16 protein-coding genes, 2 tRNA genes and 1 pseudogene are annotated in these 20,353 nt (G+C 65.6%); 7 read left to right on the top strand and 12 right to left on the bottom strand.

Annotated elements, in window-relative coordinates:
* Nucleotides 1-74: 74 nt before the first annotated feature.
* Entirely contained in the window at nt 75-227 is a 153-nt protein-coding gene (locus EV283_RS19160; protein ID WP_165391763.1) for a hypothetical protein, read from the top strand.
* 22 nt (nt 228-249) lie between these two features.
* Here the strand turns inward: EV283_RS19160 and EV283_RS11795 are convergent, their stop codons facing one another.
* A complete protein-coding gene (locus EV283_RS11795) occupies nt 250-516 on the bottom strand; it encodes a hypothetical protein (RefSeq protein WP_130325554.1) in 267 nt (88 codons plus the stop codon).
* 106 nt (nt 517-622) lie between these two features.
* On the opposite strand from EV283_RS11795, the gene EV283_RS11800 reads away from it, so the two are divergent.
* A tRNA-Ser gene (locus EV283_RS11800) sits at nt 623-712 on the top strand.
* A gap of 2 nt (nt 713-714) precedes the next feature.
* Here the strand turns inward: EV283_RS11800 and EV283_RS11805 are convergent.
* On the bottom strand, nt 715-1,359 hold the full coding sequence (locus EV283_RS11805) for a glutathione S-transferase (RefSeq protein ID WP_130325556.1): 645 nt from the start codon (nt 1,357-1,359) through the stop codon (nt 715-717).
* A gap of 138 nt (nt 1,360-1,497) precedes the next feature.
* Here EV283_RS11805 and EV283_RS11810 point away from each other — a divergent pair, with 138 nt between their 5' ends.
* Together EV283_RS11810 and EV283_RS11815 are read left to right on the top strand one after the other, a co-directional pair.
* Nucleotides 1,498-1,701: a DUF5818 domain-containing protein gene (locus tag EV283_RS11810; protein ID WP_130325558.1), complete on the top strand. Its 204-nt coding sequence runs from the start codon at nt 1,498-1,500 to the stop codon at nt 1,699-1,701.
* Nucleotides 1,702-1,840: 139 nt separating this feature from the next.
* On the top strand, nt 1,841-2,356 hold the full coding sequence (locus EV283_RS11815; RefSeq protein ID WP_130325560.1) for a MucR family transcriptional regulator: 516 nt from the start codon (nt 1,841-1,843) through the stop codon (nt 2,354-2,356).
* A gap of 52 nt (nt 2,357-2,408) precedes the next feature.
* Here EV283_RS11815 and poxB read toward each other — a convergent pair whose 3' ends face one another.
* Complete coding sequence (poxB, locus tag EV283_RS11820) at nt 2,409-4,148, bottom strand: ubiquinone-dependent pyruvate dehydrogenase (protein WP_130325562.1); 1,740 nt, start codon at nt 4,146-4,148, stop codon at nt 2,409-2,411.
* Nucleotides 4,149-4,476: 328 nt separating this feature from the next.
* Between poxB and EV283_RS11825 the strand changes: the two genes are divergently transcribed.
* Nucleotides 4,477-6,861 carry a TonB-dependent receptor gene (locus tag EV283_RS11825; protein WP_207223115.1) on the top strand — a complete coding sequence of 795 codons (2,385 nt, stop codon included), beginning with the start codon at nt 4,477-4,479 and terminating at the stop codon, nt 6,859-6,861.
* A 20-nt stretch (nt 6,862-6,881) separates the two neighbouring features.
* Here EV283_RS11825 and EV283_RS11830 read toward each other — a convergent pair whose 3' ends face one another.
* The 6 genes from EV283_RS11830 to EV283_RS11855 all read right to left on the bottom strand — a co-directional run bounded on the left by EV283_RS11830 (nt 6,882) and on the right by EV283_RS11855 (nt 13,353).
* Nucleotides 6,882-7,646, bottom strand: a complete 765-nt coding sequence (locus tag EV283_RS11830) for an MBL fold metallo-hydrolase (protein WP_130325564.1) — start codon at nt 7,644-7,646, stop codon at nt 6,882-6,884.
* Nucleotides 7,643-8,434, bottom strand: coding sequence for a TatD family hydrolase (locus EV283_RS11835; RefSeq protein ID WP_130325566.1), 792 nt, complete (start codon nt 8,432-8,434; stop codon nt 7,643-7,645). Before EV283_RS11835 ends, EV283_RS11830 begins: the two co-directional genes overlap by 4 nt.
* Nucleotides 8,434-9,981, bottom strand: coding sequence for a methionine--tRNA ligase (gene metG, locus EV283_RS11840; protein ID WP_130325568.1), 1,548 nt, complete (start codon nt 9,979-9,981; stop codon nt 8,434-8,436). Before metG ends, EV283_RS11835 begins: the two co-directional genes overlap by 1 nt.
* 49 nt (nt 9,982-10,030) lie before the next feature.
* Entirely contained in the window at nt 10,031-11,008 is a 978-nt protein-coding gene (locus tag EV283_RS11845; RefSeq protein ID WP_130325570.1) for an AAA family ATPase, read from the bottom strand.
* Nucleotides 11,009-11,036: 28 nt separating this feature from the next.
* The gene (locus EV283_RS11850) at nt 11,037-12,200 is read right to left on the bottom strand and encodes a D-alanyl-D-alanine carboxypeptidase family protein (RefSeq protein WP_107959327.1); all 1,164 of its coding nucleotides are present in this window, start codon (nt 12,198-12,200) and stop codon (nt 11,037-11,039) included.
* 106 nt (nt 12,201-12,306) lie between these two features.
* Nucleotides 12,307-13,353, bottom strand: coding sequence for a lytic murein transglycosylase (locus EV283_RS11855; RefSeq protein ID WP_130325572.1), 1,047 nt, complete (start codon nt 13,351-13,353; stop codon nt 12,307-12,309).
* A gap of 188 nt (nt 13,354-13,541) precedes the next feature.
* On the opposite strand from EV283_RS11855, the gene EV283_RS11860 reads away from it, so the two are divergent.
* Nucleotides 13,542-13,618: transfer RNA gene (locus EV283_RS11860), tRNA-Pro, on the top strand.
* A gap of 152 nt (nt 13,619-13,770) precedes the next feature.
* Here the strand turns inward: EV283_RS11860 and EV283_RS11865 are convergent.
* The 3 genes and pseudogenes from EV283_RS11865 to EV283_RS11875 form a co-directional block, all read right to left on the bottom strand.
* A pseudogene (locus tag EV283_RS11865) lies at nt 13,771-15,583 on the bottom strand (alkaline phosphatase D family protein).
* Nucleotides 15,468-16,442, bottom strand: a complete 975-nt coding sequence (locus EV283_RS11870; protein ID WP_130325576.1) for a FecR domain-containing protein — start codon at nt 16,440-16,442, stop codon at nt 15,468-15,470. The pseudogene EV283_RS11865 and the gene EV283_RS11870 overlap by 116 nt, the downstream one beginning before the upstream one ends.
* On the bottom strand, nt 16,439-16,978 hold the full coding sequence (locus EV283_RS11875) for an RNA polymerase sigma factor (RefSeq protein ID WP_130325578.1): 540 nt from the start codon (nt 16,976-16,978) through the stop codon (nt 16,439-16,441). Before EV283_RS11875 ends, EV283_RS11870 begins: the two co-directional genes overlap by 4 nt.
* A gap of 258 nt (nt 16,979-17,236) precedes the next feature.
* Between EV283_RS11875 and EV283_RS11880 the strand changes: the two genes are divergently transcribed.
* On the top strand, nt 17,237-20,239 hold the full coding sequence (locus tag EV283_RS11880) for a TonB-dependent receptor (protein ID WP_130325580.1): 3,003 nt from the start codon (nt 17,237-17,239) through the stop codon (nt 20,237-20,239).
* The last annotated feature ends 114 nt before the right edge of the window (nt 20,240-20,353 follow it).

Below are 20,353 nucleotides of genomic sequence, written 5' to 3' on the forward strand. Positions count from 1 at the left end.
TGCACACCGTTCGACCGCCAACCTTTGGTTAACGGTTGGCGGGCATGGTGGTGCGATCGAAAGGATCGCACCCAATGGCACGCCAACAGGACATCTTCACGCTAGTCGGCAATCGCATGCGCGCACCGCTGCACCGCGACGTCGGCACCTCCGCCTTTGAGCGACCACCGATCGCCGACCTGATCCGCCGGATCGACCAGGCGCTGCAAATCCGCCGCGCCGCCTGACGCCGGCTGCCTGCTCGGCAGTTTAGTCCTCGGAGGTCTCCGACTGTCTCAGGACGCTCGCATAAAGTTCTGCCGCGCGCTGCTCGCGCGGGTCCTTGAACGCGAGGTGTGGCGCGGGCGTCTCGCCCGTCGCCCGAAGCACCGCCCATAACGCAAAGCGCCGGCCCGGCTCCCGCTCGGTCCCGAACGCGAGCGAGAGCCGGTCCCGCCCCGCCGCCAGCGCGGTGGCGTCGAGCGTATCGATGTCGGTCGTCCCGAAAAAATGGTGCGAGATCGCGTCAAGGTCCATCGCGCTCCCATGCGGTCAGCGGTGCCGCCGCGCAACCCGCAAGCTATGCTCCGGCGAGTGTTGCGAACACCGCGTGCATTGCCTAGATGCGCTCACCGACTGGCTTGGAAGAGTGTCCGAGTGGTTTAAGGAACTGGTCTTGAAAACCAGCGATGGGGTAACCCATCCGTGGGTTCGAATCCCACCTCTTCCGCCAGGTCAGCAGCGTTCGGACATATCCGCAGGGAAGACGACCGGCACGTCCCCGTCCTGCCACGGCGCGAACCGGGTCATCGCACGGCCGAACAACGGCGTTTCGAGGAACGTCGCGAGCCAGTGCTGCAGCGCGGGAAGCGGCAACGCGTCGAAATAGCCGCGATCGGTTTCGGCAAACTGGCGGACGAACGGCAGGATCGCGATGTCGGCCATCGACAGCCGGTCCCCACCCAGCATCGGACGACAATCGAGCCGACCGTCCAGCCTCTGCAGAAACCGCGTTGCCTCGGCCCGGTGATCGACGGCATCCGCCGGATAGCGATCGGCATATTTGTAACGGTCCAGGTGATGCTTGAAGGCGCCGTCAGTGTCGGCGACCAGCATCGCGTCGTCCGGCGACATCCAGTCGGCTGCTCCGCTCTCCGCCGAGGCCCACCGCATGATGTCGAGACTTTCATCGAGCACCCGCTGGTCCGGCAGGACGAGCACCGGCACCGTTGCCTTTGGCGAAACCTCCAGCATCGCCGCGGGTTTGGCACGCAACATGACTTCGCGCAGTTCGACCGCCACGCCGCGCATGAGCAAGGACAGGCGCGCGCGCATCGCATAGGGGCAGCGGCGGAAGCTGTAGAAGATCGGTAGCGTCATCGGACCGGGCTTACCCGATCCCGTCGAGCCGATCACGGGCACAGTTGGCCCCGATCCGTTGGCAGCGATCGCCGTACCCCGCTATGCGCCACGCAGATCATATAGTGATCCGCATGCGGGTTCGTGCGTTGTCCGCGAATGACGAACACAGGCACACCGATAAACGAAACAGGCACGCTGATCCGCGAGGGTGGAGCATTTCTATTGGAACGTGATTCAGGCGGTCGTTACACGCTGCAACTTGGCCGAATGCCGGTTGATCATGTGCAGAAGCGCGTGCGTATAATCGGCGTCGCGATCGCACCGGATCTGATCAGCGTCGATGGGGTATCGAGTGCGTGATTTTGCGTGATCGAAAGAATTTCGCTGATCCACGCAATTTCGAATAGTGTCTAATATTTCATAACTTCGTGGCTTTTCATTCTGTTGCACACGTTGTAGTCCGCCCTCCGCCGGGGGGCAGTAGAAACAAGGACTGAGTGTGACCGATACAATCAACCCCGTGGAGCTTGCTGCGGAACTGACTGCAGCTTGGCTGGCCAATCCGAACACGCGCACGTCGGCGGATGATGTTCCGGCGTTCCTCGTGTCGATGCATGCTGCCGTCATCAAGCTCACCGACGGCAGCGATCCCGAAGCGGCCGCTGCGCCTTCGCAGAGCCACGAGCCTGCGGTCACCGCGCGCAAGTCGCTTGCGTCGCCCGATCACATCATCTCGATGCTCGACGGCAAGAAGTACAAGACGCTGCGTCGCCACCTGACGACCAACGGCCTGACGCCTGAACAGTATCGCGAGCGCTTCAACCTGAAGGCCGACTATCCGATGGTCGCCGCGAACTATTCGGAAGCACGCCGCGCAATGGCAAAGTCGATCGGTCTCGGTCGCAAGGCCGGAAGCACGGTTGAAAAGGCTGTTGACTCGGCGGGCAAGACGGTTCGCAAGAGCGGCAAGGCCGCACTCGACGCCGCCAAGAAGACGCTCGGCAACGAAGAATAATAGTGATGCGGGGAAGGTTTAGCGACCTTCCCCGTCTCGCATGCGGCCCCGCTCAGAGGCCAGGCAGGGCCATCCGCAGATTCGTTTTTGCCAGTTCGATCACTTCGTCGCCGCGACCGTTGAGGATTGCCTTGGCCATATAGAGGCTGAATCCCTTCGCCTGTTCGGCCTTGATCGACGGCGGCATCAGCAATTCATACGAAGCCGTCTTCACCGAAACGAGCGCCGGACCGTCATGCGCAAACGCACGGCGCAACGCCTCCTCCAGGTCGGCAGACTCGGTCACGGTGATGCCGAGCATCCCCGATGCCTGCGCGATCATCGCGAAATCCGGGTTCTCCAGCTTGACGTTCACATCAAGGAACCCGCCGGCCTTTTGCTCCAGCGCGACGAAACCCAATTCGCCATTGTCGACGATCACGATCTTCACCGGCAGGTCGAGCTGTTTGAGCGTCAGCAGATCGCCCATCGACATCGCGAACCCGCCATCCCCCGACAGCGAGATGACTTGACGCCCGGGACAGGCCGCCTGCACGCCGATCGCCTGCGCGAGCGCGTTCGCCATCGATCCGTGGTTCGCGGAAAACAGCAAGCGCCGCCGGCCGTTCACGGTGAAGTAGCGGCACGCCCAGGCAGTCGGCGTGCCGACGTCCGCGGAGATGACCGCGTCGTCCGCCGCCAGATCGCTCAGGACCTTCGCCAGATATTGCGGATGGATCGGGCGGCCGGGCTTGGACGGCGTGGCCAGATCGTCCAGCCCCTTTCGGGCGCTCGCATAATGCTTGCGCGCGGCATCGATGAACGTGCGATCGGCGCGCCGCTCCAGACGCGGCAGCAGCGCGGCGATCGTCTCGCCGACGTCGCCGACGATCCCTAGCTCGAGCGGCGCGCGCTTGCCGAGTTGCGACGGATCGCGATCGACCTGAACGATCTTCGCGTCCTTTGGATAGAAGTTGCGATACGGAAAATCGCTGCCGAGCATCAACAGCAGATCGCAATTCTCCATCGCCTGATAGCCCGACGAGAACCCGATCAGCCCGGTCATTCCGACATCGAACGGATTGTCCCATTCGACATGCTCCTTGCCGCGCAGCGCATGGACCACCGGCGCGCCAAGAGTATCGGCGAGCGCCACGACCGCATCATGCTGTCCCGCGCATCCCGCCCCGCAAAGCAGCGTTACCGCCTTCGCGTCGTCGAGCAGCGTGAAGAGCGTATCGATATCGGCAGCGTTGGGCACGATCCGCGGTGCGTTCAGCGCGGGGAACGTCCCCGTTGCGCCCTTGGGCGCCTCGAGCAACGCGACGTCGCCGGGTACGACGATCACCGCGACGCCGCGCTTGCCGATCGCCGCGCGCATTGCCCGGTGCATCACCTCAGGCATCTGCGCCGGGTTGGTAACAAGCTCGACGAAGTGGCTGCATTCGCGGAACAACTCCTGCGGATGCGTCTCCTGGAAATAACCCAGCCCGATCTCGGATGAGGGGATATGCGCGGCGATCGCGAGCACCGGCACATGGTTGCGGTGACAGTCGAACAGGCCATTGATCAGGTGCAGATTGCCCGGCCCGCAACTCCCTGCGCAAACCGCGAGCTCGCCCGTCATCGCGGCCTCCGCCCCGGCCGCGAACGCCGCGACCTCCTCGTGGCGGGTCATCATCCAGTCGATCCGGCCCAGCTTGCGCAGCGTCTCGTTCAGGCCGTTGAGGCTGTCGCCGGTCACGCCCCAGATCCGCTTGACGCCGGCATCGGCGAGCGTGAGCGCCATGATATCCGCGATTGTATGAGCCATTGCGTGTGCTGTTCCCAAGTGATGACCCGCAACGTCCTCCGCGACCGGTCGTCGTCGGGCGCATGCGGTATTCACCTGAATCAAAGTGTCGCCAGCGCGATCGGTTCCGCACGCACGGATCTAATCTGCCGCAAGTTTCTCCAGGCAGCGGCGAGAGTGACTGGTGTTGCGGATCGGTCACGCTGGCCACGCGAAATTTCGGCCGGGCAAACGAGCGTCGCGGAAATACGTACCGGACATCGAAACGTCATCGAAACGTCGTCGCCCGGTAACGCGCTACGCCGATGGGCGCGGTGGACGCTGCGCCATGGCAGCGAAGGGGACCATCATGAACCGTCTTTCCGGCCTTTTCGCCAGCGTCGCCGTGCTGGCGATCGCTGCACCCGCTGTCGCGCAAAACGCCCCCTCCCCCGCGCTGGCACCAGCGGACCAGCCGCTGCCGGCCGACGGCGCAGTCGCCGACACAGCACAGGGCACTGGCGAAGACATCGTCGTGCTCGGCTTCGGCCAGAGCCGCCAGATCCAGAGCATCACCGCAGCCGATCTCAACCGTCTCACGCCCGGCTCGAGCCCGTTAAAGGCGATCGAGAAGCTGCCGGGGGTCAATTTCCAGGCGGCCGATCCGTTCGGCGCCTATGAATGGGCGGTGCGGATCTCGCTGCGCGGGTTCAGCCAGAACCAGCTCGGCTTCACGCTCGACGGCGTACCGCTCGGCGACATGAGCTATGGCAACGTCAACGGCCTGCACATCAGCCGCGCGATCATTTCCGAGAACGTCGCGCGCACCGACGTGGCGCAGGGCGCGGGCGCACTCGGCACCGCCTCGACAAGCAACCTCGGCGGCACGATCGAGTTCTTCAGCGACGCGCCGCGCGATACGGTCAACGTCACCGGCGGCGGCACCTATGGCTCGGACAACACCTATCGCGCGTTCGCCCGCATCGACAGCGGCGATCTCGGCGGCGGGCTCAAGGGCTATCTGAGCTATGGCTATCTCTCGACCGACAAGTGGAAGGGTGACGGTGTCCAGCGCCAGCACCAGGCGAACGGCAAGATCGTCAAGGATCTGGGCGCGCTCGGCAGTCTGTCGGCGTTCCTGAACTTCTCGGATCGTCGCGAGCAGGACTATCAGGATCTCAGCCTCGACATCATCAACCGGCGCGGTCTGCGCAACGACAACATCGCCGACAATTACCCGCTTGCGCTGCAGATCGCCAAGGTCGCGCAGAATCAGGCCGCGGTCGCCGCCGGCACCGCGCAGCCCTGGACTGGCGCCGGCACGACGTTTCCGACTGGGTTCGGCACGGTCGACGACGCCTATTACGATGCGGGCGGCCTGCGTCGCGATTATCTGGGCGGGGTCACCTTCGACGCGCATCTGACGCCCGAATTGTCGCTGACCACGACCGGCTATTATCATGACAACAAGGGCCAGGGATCGTGGATCACGCCCTACTCGCCCACCCCGGCGGGTGCCGCGAACGCCGATGGCACGCCCATCGCCGCGGCGAGCCCGCTCGGCTTCCGCACAACCGAATATGCGATGAAGCGCGGCGGGGCGCTGAGCAATCTGGTGTATGAGACGTCGGCAAACACGCTGGAAATTGGCGGCTGGCTGGAGAGCAACACGTTCACGCAGGCGCGCCGTTTCTACGGCATGACCGACAGCGCGACGCCAAACCGTGACACGCTGGAATTCCAGAAGAACCCGTACCGGACGCAGTGGGACGGGAAGTACAGCACCGACACGATGCAATATCATGTCGGCGACACGATCCGCCTTGCCGACGACCGGCTGACGCTGAACGCCGGGTGGAAAGGCTTCTACGTCGTCAACCGCGCGGTCATGCTGCCCGCGACGACCTCGCCGCTCGCGATCGGACGGATCACTGCGAAGGACTGGTTCCAGCCCCAGGCGGGCATCCTGTTCAAGCTCGCGCCATCGACCGAACTCTTCGCCGACTATAAGGAAAACGTCCGCGCCTATGTGTCGTCCGCGACGACCGGCCCGTTTTCGACCACGCAGGCCGGGTTCGACGCGATCCGCGGCCGCTTGAAGCCCGAACGCTCCAAGACGGCGGAGGGCGGCCTGCGCTTCCGGACCGGACCGTTCCAGGCGTCGGCGGTCGGCTATTACATCGATTTCGCCAACCGCCTGCTCGGCTTTGCCAACGGCGCCGGGATCATCGGCAACCCTGCGACGCTCAACAACGTCGGCAGCGTCCATACCTATGGCGCAGAGGTTGCGGTGAATTACCGCGTGTTCCGGCCCCTGTCGCTGTTCGCCAGCTACTCCTACAACAAATCGAAATATGCCGACGACGTCCTGTCCGCGACCGGCGCGGTACTCGTGGCGACCGACGGCAAGATGGCCGTCGACAGTCCCGAGCACATGCTCAAGGGCGAGGTCGTCCTTGAACAGTCGGGCTTCACCGCACGCGTCGGCGCCGACTATATGAGCAAGCGCTACTTCACCTATCTCAACGATCAGTCGGTGCCCGGACGTGTTCTGGTCGATGCGAGCATCGGCTATCGCTTCGACGGCGACGGCGCGTTGCACGGCGTCTCGATCCTGGGCAGCGTCACCAACCTGACCGACAAGAAGTACATCGCGACGATCGGCTCGAACGGCTTCACCGCCAGCGGCGACAACCAGACGCTGCTGGCCGGCTCCCCGCGCCAGTTCTTCGTCTCGCTGAAAAAGGGGTTCTGAGCCCCGGGCTCGTGCGGCCGTCAGGCGGTCAGCACGAGCCCGTCATAACCAGGTTCGACGCCGGCCGGTAACTCGTCGCACAACGTCGCATAGTCCATCGTATTGTCCATATGGATCAACGCAGTCTGCCGGGGCGTCAGGCGTTCGACCCATCCGAGTATGGCCGGCAACGCCATGTGCGTCGGATGCGGACGTCGGCGCAGGACATCGACGACCCAGACGTCCAGATTCTGATACAGCGTGGCCATATCATCGGTCATCACGTTGAAATCGGTCGCATATCCGATCGCTACACCCGCCGCCTCGAACCGCAGGCCAGCGGCATGGATGCTGCCGTGCGGCTGGTCGGTCACGTGGATATCGATACCGCCGATCGTGAGCCGATCCGGCAACACCTCGGCCGCGATCGTCGATGGGTAACCGGGCCGACCGTGAAACGCATACGTAAAGCGCGCATCCAGAGCCGCGAGCGTGAAGGACCGCGCGTAACCGCGAACGGGCGTACCACTCGCATGGAATAGCTGCCGCAGGTCGTCGATCCCGTGGCAGTGATCCGCGTGATCGTGCGTCCAGATCACCGCATCGACCCAGTCGATATCGGCCGCGAGAAGCTGTTCGCGCATGTCGGGGCTCGTATCGATCAGGATCCGCGTGCCGTCATGCTCGACCAGCGCGGACGCACGCGTGCGTCGGTTACGCGGCTCGGTCGGGTCGCAGTCGCCCCAGTCGTTGCCGATCCTCGGCACGCCGGAGGACGTGCCCGAACCGAGGATCGTGATCTTCATGCGATCGCCCCGGACACCCGTGTCTTGGCGAACAGCGCGTGGAAATTCTCGGCGGTACGACGCGACAAGTCCTCCACAGTTTCACCGCGCAGGTCGGCGAGGAACTTGGCAGTGTCGGCGACGAAACCAGGCTCGCCGGTCTTGCCCCGATGCGGCACGGGCGCGAGGAACGGCGCGTCGGTCTCGATCAGCAGTCGCTCGATCGGCAACCGCGCGGCGGTCTCCTGCAGGTCGCGCGCGTTCTTGAACGTCACGATTCCCGAGATCGAGATGTACAGCCCCATGTCCAGCGCCTTGTCGGCAAACGTGCCGCTTGCCGTGAAGCAGTGGATGACGCCCGGATAGGCCCCCTTCGCCATCTCCTCCGCCATGATCGCCGCGGTATCATCCTCGGCATCGCGCGTGTGGACGACGATCGGCAGGCCGGTCTCGCGCGATGCCGCGATGTGAACGCGGAAACTCGCCTGCTGACGTGCCCGGTCCGACGTGTCGCGGAAATAGTCCAGACCGCTTTCGCCAAGCCCAACGACGCGCGGATGCTGCGCGCGCGCGATCAGCTTGGCGGCGTCGACGTCGGGATAGGTGTCCGCCTCGTTCGGATGGATCCCGATCGTCGCCCAGACATCGGGCTCGCGCTCGGCGGTGGCGACGATATCGTCCCACTCGCTCTCCCGCGTCGAGATGTTGAGCATCGCCGTCACGCCGCGGGCCCGCGCACGCGCGAGCACCGCCTGCTGGTCCTCGACGAGGCCCTTATAGTTCAGATGGCAATGGCTGTCGGCGAGCATCAGGCCTCCGCAGGCAGTTCGAGACGGGGAAACACGGGCGCAGGCGGCGCGATCCGGAAGTCGGAGGCGGCGACGCGGTCGTACCAGCCATCGTCGTCAATCGCCGCATGATCGCGCTCGGTCGCGCCGATCTGGTCGAGCACCTTGCCCGCCGAGTCCGGGACGACCGGAAGGATCGTGATGGCGAGCATGCGGATCGCGCGGACCAGCGTGCCGAGCACCGCGTTCATCCGCTCAGGGTCGGTCTTGCGCAACGCCCAGGGTGCCTGCGCGTCGATATACTGGTTGCACGCAAACACGCCGCGCATCCACGCCTCAATACCCTGCGACAACGCAAGGTCGGCGAACCCCGACTTGAACCCGGCACAGGCGACGACGACCTCCTCGATCAGCATCGCATCGGCCTCGTGGACCGTACCCGCCGTGGGAAACTCACCGCCCAAATTCTTGGCAATGAACGACAAAGTCCGCTGCGCAAGATTGCCGAAGCTGTTCGCCAGCTCGGCATTGACGCGCGTCACGATCGCCTCGGGCGAGTAGCTGCCGTCCTGGCCGAAGCTGACGTCGCGCAGGAAGAAATAGCGCAGCGCGTCGACGCCGAACGCATCCGCCAGCGCCATCGGATCGACGACGTTGCCGACCGACTTCGACATCTTCTCGCCCCGCGTCAGCAGGAAACCGTGCCCGAACACGCTCTTGGGCAGCGGAATGCCCGCCGACAGCAGGAACGCCGGCCAGTAGACCGCGTGGAAGCGGACGATGTCCTTGCCGATCAGATGAATATCCGCAGGCCAGTATTTCGCCTTGTCGCCGGTCATGTCGGGATAGCCGATCCCGGTCAGATAGTTGGTGAGCGCGTCGACCCAGACATACATCACGTGCCCGGGGCTGCCGGGTACGGGCACGCCCCAGTCGAAGCTGGTGCGCGAGACCGACAGATCCTTCAGACCACCCTCGACGAAGCGCATCACCTCGTTGCGGCGGCTCTCGGGGCGGATGAAATCGGGATTGGCGGCGAAGAGATCGAGCAACGGCTGCTGATATTTCGACAGGCGGAAGAACCAGGTCTCCTCGGCGGTCCATTCGACTGGCGTACCTTGCGGCGAGCGGCGATCGTCGCCCTCCCCGGTCAGTTCGGATTCGTCGTAGAACGCCTCGTCGCGAACCGAATACCAACCTTCGTACCGATCGAGATACAGGTCGCCGGCATCCGCCATCGCCTGCCAGATCGCGGCGCTCGCGGCGTAATGATCCTCGTCGACGGTGCGGATGAACCGGTCGTAAGAGATGCCAAGACGATCGGCCATCTCATGGAAATAGCCCGACATTTCGTTGGCAAGATCACGGACCGGGATATCGCGTTCGCGCGCGGTCTGGACCATCTTGAGGCCATGCTCGTCGGTGCCGGTCTGGAACAGCACGTCGCGCCCGGCCTGACGCTGGAAGCGGGCGATCGCATCGGCGGCGATCATCTCATACGCATGCCCGATATGCGGGCGGCCATTGGGATAGTGGATTGCGGTGGTGATATAAAAGGGGTCGGCCATGCCGCGCTCCTAGAGCATCACCCCGATCAGGTGAAGCCTGTGCAGGCGCTCACTGGCGTAATGTCGCGACGATCCCCGCCATCTCGAACACCGTCGCCTGCGCATCGAGCGAAAGGCCGATCGCGGCCCCCGCCAGATCGCGTGCCGCGGCATGCGCGTCGAGCGCGGACCGCAGAGCCTGCCCCGACCGGATCCGTGCGGCGTCAGCGATGAACGCGGGCGCGCGATCGAGAAACGCCTCATAGCGCGGTTGCGCCGTCTTCAACGCCAGCGCCTTGGCCAGTTTCAGCCTTAGCCCATTGTCACGGTCGCCGCCCTGCGCGATCGCGGCGATGGCGTCGTCGATCGCTGCGATGTCGAGCCCGGCATAGCGCAGCGCGCGTCCGGGCGCACCGTCGCTCGCGCGCACAAGTGCCGCCACCTCGTCCTCGTCCGCTTCGGGACGCAGCGTCCGGATCGCGGTCGCGACCTCGTCGGCATCCAGCGCCTCGAACCGCAACAAGCGACAGCGCGATCGGATCGTCGGCAGCAACCGCCCAGGCGCATGGCTGACGAGCAGGAAGATCGTCCCCGCCGGCGGTTCCTCGAGATTCTTGAGCAGCGCATTCGCCCCGCCCCGCTCCAGATCGTCGATCGCATCGATGACTACCACGCGGCGCGGGCTCATCGAAGGCGTGGTGGCGAACAAGGGCTGTAACGTCCGGACCTGCGCGATCGTGATGCTGCGCGCGAGATCCTGGTCGGGCTTGTCGGGGTCCTTGGGCAACCGGGCAAGCACGCGAAAGTCGGGGTGCGAGCCCGCCTCCATCAGCGACCGCGTCCGGTTCCCCTCGGGTACCGCCAGCCCGGTCGACCCGCCATCGGGATCGGCCGCATCCGCCAGCATCCGCATCGCCGCGGACCGCGCGAAGCTTGCCTTGCCGACCCCCTGCGGTCCGGCGATCAGCCAGGCGTGATGCAACGACCCGCCACGCATGGCGGTCAGAAAAGCAGCCTGCGCGGCGGTGTTGCCGATGATCGGCGTCATGCCTGCACAACCATCGGCGCGGGCGTCATCAGCCGAAGAAGCCGGTCAGCCCTGCCCATGCGCGACCGAAGAAGCCGGCCTCGGCGACATCCTTCTCGGCGACCAGCGGCATCGTCTGCTGAAGACCGTCGGACGTGGTGACGACCAGATCCGCGACATGCTGTCCCGCCTTGATCGGCGCCTTGATCGGACCGTCATACACGACCTTGGCCGTCATCGTCGGCGAGGTGCCCGCGGGCAGCGTCACGGTCAGCGCCTTGGGCGCGACGAGCCCCACCGACGACGCATCGCCGAGCTGGACCGCGGCGGTCTCGACCTTCTTGCCCTTGGCGACGATCGGCTTGGACTGCCACGCGCGGAAGCCCCATTCCATGAAGCGCACCGATTCCTCGGCGCGCTGTCCCGAGCTCGTCAGGCCGGCGACCACCATCACGAGGCGGCGGCCGTTCTGTACCGCCGAGCCGGTGAAGCCATAGCCGGCCTCCTCGGTGTGCCCGGTCTTCAGGCCATCAGCGCCCGCGACGCGGCCGAGGATCGGATCGCGGTTCGCCTGAGTAATGGCGCTGCCACCCATCGTCTTGCCCCAGGTGAAGTCGCGCTTAGAATAGAACTGCTTGTACAGATCGGGATAGTTGGTGATCGTCGCCGCGGCCAGCTTGGCGAGATCATGCGCGGTGACATAGGTCACGCCGTTATCGGGCCAGCCGTTCGCGGTACCGAAATGGCTGTCCTTGAGACCGAGTTCCGCCGCCTTGCGGTTCATCCGCTCGGTGAACGCCTGCTCCGACCCCGAAATCCCCTCGGCGAGTACGATGCAGGCATCGTTGCCCGACAGCGTGACGATACCGTAGAGCAGATTGGCGACGCTGACATTCTCACCCGACGACAGGAACATCGTCGAACCCGCGGACGGACCATGCCATTTCGCCCAGGTCTCGGGCCGCACGGGCATCATCTGGTCGAGCTTCAGCTCGCCCTTCTTGACCATGTCGAACGCGACATACACCGTCATCATCTTGGCGAGCGACGCCGGCGGCATGCGGCGATCGGCGTCGCGCGCGAACAGCACTGCGCCCGACGACAGGTCCTCCATATACGCGATCGGCGCGGCCGTCTGGAATTGCGGCGCGGCGGCGATGGACGGATGCGCCAGCGCGAGGGCGACGAGCGGTGCGACGATCAGCTTCTTCATGGGGTATTCCGTGAGCAAAAGGGAACTCGATCCGTGGGCAGGATGTGATGCAGGTCATAGCCGCGCCCGGCGACCGCGTCACGCCCGCGTTGCGCGTAAATCTCGCCTAGCGCTCGACCGCATCGGCCAGCAGCCCGACCGACAGTGCGTAGAAGTTCGAGCAGTTGTAATCGAGGATCACGCGGTAGTTGCTCGTCAGCAGATAGGCGGTCGCCCCCTGCCCGTCCGGCTCGAGCAACGTCGCCATCACGCTGTCCGCGGGCAGGCTGCGGCCTTGCGGCGCGATCCCCAGCGCACGCCACTCGGCGATCGTCCGCCACCCGCTATGCCGCTCGAACACGCGTGGGCAGCGTGGCGAGACGAGCCGGTTGCGGACCTGCGATCGGTCGAATGTCGCGGGAACGGTGACGGCGACACCCCAGGGCTGGCCCGCGCGCCAGCCGGCATCGAAGAAGTAATTGCCGATCGACGCCAGCGTATCCGCAGGGCTGCTCCAGATATCCGCGCGCCCGTCGCCATCGCCGTCGCGCGCGAGACGTAGATAGATCGACGGCAGGAACTGCGGATTGCCCGTCGCGCCCGCCCAGCTTCCCTTGAGCTGCTCACGCGTCACGCCGCGATCGAGCATCTTCAATCCCGCGATGAACTCACCCGCGAACAGCGATCGCCGCCGCCCCTCATAGGCAAGGCTCGCGAGCGACCGGAGCAGATCGAAATTGCCGGTATAGCTGCCGTAATTCGTCTCATGCCCCCAGATCGCGACCATGATCGATTCGGGCACGCCGGTCGTCTGCTCGATCCGCTGCAACCTTGAGCGTTGCGCCAAATAGGTCTGGCGCCCGCGCGCGATCCGCGCCGCGTCGACATGCTGTGCGCGGTACGGCGCGAACGCCGGGACCGCACTGCTGCTCGTCGCGCCCGGCTGCTGCCGGTCGAGATCAATGACGCGCTGGTTGAGCGTCAGCGTCGGAAACACCGCGTCTGCCGTGCGCGTGCTGACGCCGTCCGCCAGCGCCTGCTGCCGCAGCGCGACGAGATACGCCTGAAAGCCCGCATCGTCCTGCGCCAGCGCCGGGCTGCTCCCGGCCAGCGCGGCAACCAAGCCGATAACGATCCTGCGCAGTCGCGCCGTTGCTGTCGATGTCCCACCCATGAGCGGGCTCTGCCACAGACCCGCCGCGATCGGAACCTCGCATCGTCCCGCCCGACGCACGTGCGGCCGTACGCCTCTCGCGGCATACCGACTAACGCGCGCCGCACGGCCTGACGGGCGTCTTTCGCCGCGCGAAACACGATGCCGCTTGCCATCCGGCAAAAGCAGCGGCTAAGGGCCGTCGCAGTCGGGGAGTGGCGCAGGCTGGTAGCGCACCTGGTTTGGGACCAGGGGGTCGCAGGTTCGAATCCTGTCTCCCCGACCACGAGCATGATCGTGACGAGACACAGCGCCTTTGGGCGTCCTGATCGCTCGCATGACATGCAACGTTGCGGTTGAGATGCCGGCCACAACATTGGCCTGAACCCATCCGCCCCCTCTCAGATCAAACTCCACACTCGACCGTGCATCAGGCTATCAACCGGATTGCGGTCCAGGCTGATGGGGGTCGACGACAAACCTCGCGATGGCGGAGATCTGCCCCCCGGGCCGGTCGACCTGATCCATGACCTTCACCTCGGCGCGCCAGGCGTCCGGCGTGACCGTGAACAGCTGATAACCCCGCTGATTGTTGAGCAGCGCGACGTTCGGGTTGTTGGCCAGCGTGCCGGTTTCCCCGGGATAATGCGCCCCGCCCGTCCCCCCCGACGAGATCGAGGTCGCGAGGAACTCGGTCGCAATCGCCGCGCCGCCAACGTCGTCGGCGTCGCGTGGTACGGACCCGACGACATGCTGGTGCAGGTCGCCACTGCCGATCACGACGTTCGTCAGCCCGCGTCGCGCGATGCTGTCGACGAGCCGCTGGCGCGACAGCGGATAGCCGTTCCAATTATCCTTGCCAACGACGGGTGCGGTCGCGCCGTCCTTGCGCGCGTCATAGGGCATGAGCAGCACCTGTTGCGCGACGAAGTTCCAGCGGGCGTCGTTGGCGAGCCCGCGATCGATCCAGCCCTCCTGCGCCGCGCCCAGCATCGTCCGGTCCGGCCGGTCGACAGGACGGCAGGCATCGAGTTCGACGCGCCCGATGCCGGGACGCTCGCAGAGCTGATCGCTGCGGAACGAGCGGGTGTCGAGCACGTGCATCCGCGCGAGCGTACCGTAATCGAGCCGGCGATAGGCGCGCGCATCCGCTGCGCCCGGTCGCTGCGCGCGGCGGACGGGAACATGCTCATACCAGGCCTGCAGCGCCGCCGCCTTGCGCAGCGCAAAGATCTCGGGCCGGTTGCCATCCTTGTCGAATTCGCCCGCCCAATTGTCGTCGATCTCATGGTCGTCGAACGACATGACGAACGCGACCGCGGCGTGCGCGGCCTGAAGATCGGGATCCGCCTTGTACTGCGCGTAACGGCGGCGATAGGCGTCCAGCGTGTATGTCTCGGCCCCCCAGATGCTTGCGGGGGCTGGGCTCGGTCCGCGCCGCCATCTCGTAGATATAGTCGCCATAGTGGAAGACCGCGTCGAGGTCGGGCTCGCGCGCGACATGCGCATAGGCGGTGAAGAACCCCGTCTCGAAATCCTGGCATCCCAGCATCGCCAGACGCAGCCGCTCGGGCGACGTGCCTCGCGCAGGTGCGGTACGCGCAGTGCCGACCAGGCTCGATCCGGCACCATCGACGAGGAAGCGATACCAATAGGGCCGCCGCGATCGTAGACCGTCGACCTCGACATGCACCGAATGCGCAAGGTCGGCCTTCGCCACCGCCGCGCTGGTCCGCACGATCGTCCGGAAGCCGGGGTCTTCGGCCACCTCCCAGCGCACCGGAACATCGTGCGGCGGCATGCCGCCACCGGGCGTCTGCGGTTCGGGCGCGAGCCGGGTCCAGATGACGAACCCGTCGGGCCACGGCTCACCCGACGCGATGCCGAGCGTGAACGGATCGCGCGTGAAATTGGCGCGCGCGAGCAGCCGCGGCGCGCCGACTCCGCCCAACAGCGCGAGCGAAAGGCCGGCCTTGACCATGTTACGGCGATCGAACTGAGGCACGGCGGTACTCCCTGACGGCATCGCGCGGACCACGCGCCGGACCGGGCCCGGCATCGCGTCGCGAAGGACTATGACGGGAAGACGCAGCCGCCGGGCAAAACCCGACACCGATAAACCGACCGCGTCGCCGCTATCGATCGTCCGCCTCGCCCGCGGGACGGATCGCGATCGTCTTCGGACCGTAGGCGATATTGACGTGATAGGCCGCCTGCACGGCCTGCAGCGCGCGTTCGGTATCGGATACATGAAAGCGTCCGCTGATCGGCAGCGCCTGCAACGCGCGATCGTGCAACAGGATAGGCCGCGCCGAATAGCGCTGGACCTTGTCGATCAGCACGCCCAGCGGAACGTCGGACGCCTCGAACCACCCCGATTTCCAGTCGGGCACGCCGCCTGCGATCCGCCGCTGCGCGCTGACATGGCCGTCGACGACGCGCGCGCCATACCCCGTGTTCAGGACGAGCTCGGTCTCGCCGGCGACACCGACCTCGACGGCACCGCGATACACGACGACAGCGGTCCGCGTCGGGCTCTGGCGATCGACGTTGAACGCGGTGCCCAGCACCCGCACCGAGGTGGTGCCGCTGGCCACGCGGAATATCCGGACGCGCTCATGCCGGACGTCGAAGAACGCCTCGCCGCGCAGCAGTTCGGCGCTGCGTTTCCACGGCAATATCTGGACGCGAAGCTCGGTATCCCCGCTCATGTCGACGCGCGACCCGTCCGCGAGCACGACCGACCGGCCCTTGCCCGCAGTGGTGCGATAGGTGCTCGTTACCAGCACCGGCACGATCAGCATGACCGCGACCAGCATCGCGCACGCCGCGGCGGCGAACTGCGGCGCGGCACGACGCAGGCGACCGGAGCGATCGGTGACCACAGAGGCCGGGATGGCGACGGCTGGCGCGAGGCAGGACTGCCCGAGTGCCTCGACCAGCGCGTCCGACTGCCAGAGCGCCTGCATCTCGGCAAAGACTTCGCGGTGCCGCGGCGCGGCCGCCATCCAGGCGTCGAAGGCCGGCCCCGCCGCCGCGTCGACCACCGGCCGGTTGAGCCGGTCGATCCAAGCCGCGGCCTCCTCGACGATCTGCGCGTCGCGCGTCATCGCACCGCCTCGCGCCCGGCCGTATCGCCGGGCATCGCCTTGTGCAGGTTGGCGAGGCCGCGGGTGATGTGCTTTTCAACGGCCTTCGCGCTCAACCCCAGCTCCTTCGCTATCGCCGCACAGCTCTGCCCGTGAAGTCGGCGGCGAACCAGTACGTCGCGACGCAGCGGCGGCATTGCCGCCAGCGCCTCCTTCAGGATCGCAACCTCCTGCCGCCCCGCCAGCACGCGATGTGGCGAGGGCGCGAGGCTGGCGGTCTCCTCCCCGCTCTCGGCGACGTAGCGGCTGTCGCGACGATGATGGTCGATCAGCAGGTTCGCGGCGATCCGGAACCCCAGTGCATAGACGCTGAGCAGTTTCTGCACGCGACCCTGCTGCACCAGCCGCGACAGCGTCTCCTGCACGACATCCTCGACCACGTCCGTGCGGCTCGTGCGTCCCCGGACGTAGCGGCGCAGCGTCGCGGCGATCGCGCGCCAATCCTCGGCCGGGGCATCACCCGCGCGGTTCTCGATCTGGTGCAGCACCGCTGGCATCGGACATCCGGACTGTTGATCCCGGCGCCCTAGACAGCATTTGTGACAATCTCGGACAGCATACTGCGAGATAAGGATGATCGTATCGAGCCACACCGACAATTCCTGCCTTGTGGGTATCAAATAATATTCGTCAAATCCTCTCGTTCCGAAAAATCTATATCGATGAAAACATTATGTCTTATATGTGAAACCAAATAGTTTGTCGGGTTCCTCGCGGCGCGCCCGTCTTGCTCTCGAACCAAATCGGGGGAAGACATGTTGCGTAAAATTCGTCTGCATCTTTTGCTAAGCTCGGTCTCGCTCGCCGGGATCGCCGGCACGCCCGCCACCGCGCAGGCAGCGCCGCCCGCCTCGCGGACCTTCACGTTCGATCTGCCGGCGCAAGCGCTCGGCGATGCCCTGCTCGCCTTCTCGCGGCTGACGCGGCTGCAGCTTGCGTCGTCGCCGGCGGTGTTGAACGGCGCGCGCAGCCCGCGCCTGCAAGGGCGGATGACCGCCGCGGACGCGCTCGCGCGGCTTACCGCAGATAGCGACGTGGATGGCAGGATCGTCGATGGCACGGTGACGATCGCGCGCCACAAGCGCTTTGCCACGGCGGCAGCCTCCGCCGCTGCCGTGGCAGGCGATGGCGCGGGTCTACAGGCGTCGGAATCGACGGTCGAGCCACAGGTCGTCGGCGGCGGCGACATCGTCGTGACGGGCTATCGCGAGAGCGTCGCCAAGGCGCAGCAGATCAAGAAGAACGCGACCGGCTCGCAGGACGTGATCCTGGCGCAGGACATCGCCGCGTTTCCGGACCAGAACCTTGCCGAAGCGCTCCAGCGCATTCCCGGCGTCGCGATCACGCGCGACAGCGGCGAAGGGCGGCAGATCTCGCTACGCGGCCTCGGCGCGGATTTCACGCGCACGCAGCTCAACGGCATGGAGGTGCTTACCAACACGTCGTCGGGGCTGGACAGCCGGTCGTCGGTCAGCCGCTCGCGCGCGTTCGACTACAGCATCTTCGCCTCCGAACTCTTCAACAAGGTCGTCGTCGAGAAATCCTACGCGGCCGAGCAGGACGAGGGCGGGATCGGCGGGACGGTCGGGCTCCACACCGCCAAGCCGTTCGATTTCAACCGGCTCACGCTGGTCGCATCCGCCAAGGGGCAGACGAACCGATATACCAGGACGGTCACGCCGCGGCTCGTCGGGCTGATCTCCGAACGCTGGGGCGATTTCGGGGTCCTCGCGTCGGTCGCTTACAGCACCGCGGACACGGTCGAATACGGCTATCGCAACTGGAACTGGTCGCAGATCAATTTCGGTGCCGCCAATGTCGGCCCGGCCATCTCGGCGGCGGACCGCGCGCTGCTGGTCAATGCGACCGGGGCCAGCAGGATCTGGAACAGCCGCGCGCAGACCTATGCGACCTTCTTCAACAAGCGCGAGCGGCTCGGGCTCACCACTGTGCTGCAATATCATCCCGACGATCGCACCGACCTGACGCTGGACGTGCTGTACGGCAAGCTCAACAACGATCGCACATCCGGTGTGATTGGCGCGGCGGGGACCAACGGCATCGCCGCCAACAACGTCACCGGTACGCAGCTGCTGACCGGCGTGACCTTCGACGACTTCAACGATATCGTCGGCGCGTCGTTCGACCATGTCGACATGCGCACCGAATCCAAGGTCACCCACGACCAGACGACCTTCTGGCAGGCGGCGCTCAACGGCCACACCGATCTGAGCAGCAATCTGACGGTCAATTTTCTCGGCGGCTGGTCGCGATCAACGTTCGATTCCCGATATGCCGAGGTCTATCTCGAGGCGGTCGGCAAGAGCTATGCCTTTACGGGCCTGAACACAGGGTCCCCGCGGACCAGCTACGGGTTCGACACGACCGACGCGTCGCAATGGGATCTCCAGGGTCTGGAAACGCGCGCGGACCGGATCAAGAGCGAGTTCTACAACACCAAGGCGGAGCTTGCCTGGACCATCGGCTCAGGCTCGACGATCAAGGCCGGGGCCGGGTTCAAGCGCTTCACCAACAGCGGCTGGCAACGCAAGGTCGCGCCCAGCTATGAGGGCAAGCCGGGCATCCCCGACGTGCCGACGACGACGCTGTCTAACAGCACGCTTGCGCCGTACACGATCGGCGACGTCGCCGGGACCTATGCGCTGCTCGGCCAGCCCATGACGTTGACCGCGGGCAACACCGTTGCTGGCACCGCCTACGGCCTGCTCGAGAACACCTATGGCGCCTATCTGCAATATGACCTGGCTACTGAACTCGGCACGATCGGGCTGCGCGCCAATTTCGGCGTGCGCTATTACCATACCGACCTCGGGTCATCGGGCACCGCGCTGGTCGGCAGCGCGCTGGTGCCGGTCAACGTGACCAACAGCTATCACGGCTTTCTTCCGGCCGCGAACCTGGCGTTCGACCTCAGCCGGTCGGTCGTCTTCCGCCTCAGCGGCAACCGCAACCTGAGCCGCCCCGCCCTCAGCGACATGCGCGCCGCCGGCACGCTCAACCTCGCCTCGTTCGGCGGCACCATCGCCGCGGGCAACCCCAATCTCGCGCCGTTCAAGGCAGATTCCGTCGAAGCCTCGCTGGAATATTACGACGGCAAGCGCGGTTCGCTGGCGATCGGTGCGTTCTACAAGCACATGGATTCGTACATCACGTCGGAGACCCGGCTGGTCGGGTACGACACGACGGGCTACCCGGCGTCGCTGCTGCCCGTCGGCGTCGACCCCTCGGTGCTGGTGAACTACACGCGTCCGATCAACGGCCCCGGCGCATCGATCAAGGGCATCGAAATCGCCGCAAAACGCGACTTCGACTTTCTCCCCGCCCCCTTCGACAAGCTGGGCGTCCTCGGCAACGTCACCCTCGCCGAGGGATCGACCGACGTCTTCTATGCGGGGGTTCCGGTGCGCCTGCCCTTGCCGACGCTGTCGAAATTCTCGTCGAACGCGACGCTCTATTACGATACCGATCGCTGGGGCGTGCGAGGCTCGGTGGCGACCCGCTCGCGCTATCGCTGGGGCGATGGCGGCAACGGCAATATCGGCGAGTACATCAAGGGGACGACGAACCTCGATGCGTCCGCCTATGTCAATCTGACACCGCAGTTCAAGCTGTCGCTCGACGTGATCAACATCACCAACGAGCCGATCGTCCAATATGCCGACGGCACCGCCAAGCGGGTGATGACCAACACCGTGAGCGGACGCACGGTCGCGTTTGGCGGGACCATGCGCTTCTAGCCGAAGCGCGCCGCGTATCGAGGGGCAAGCAGCGCTTTAGCCGGCTTGCCCCTCAATACGCTCTCACAGCGGCACAGCGATGCTCATACCGTAGTGCCGACGAGGTGGCCGGTC

The organism is Sphingomonas sp. BK036, assembly GCF_004216825.1.
Lineage (GTDB): Bacteria > Pseudomonadota > Alphaproteobacteria > Sphingomonadales > Sphingomonadaceae > Sphingomonas.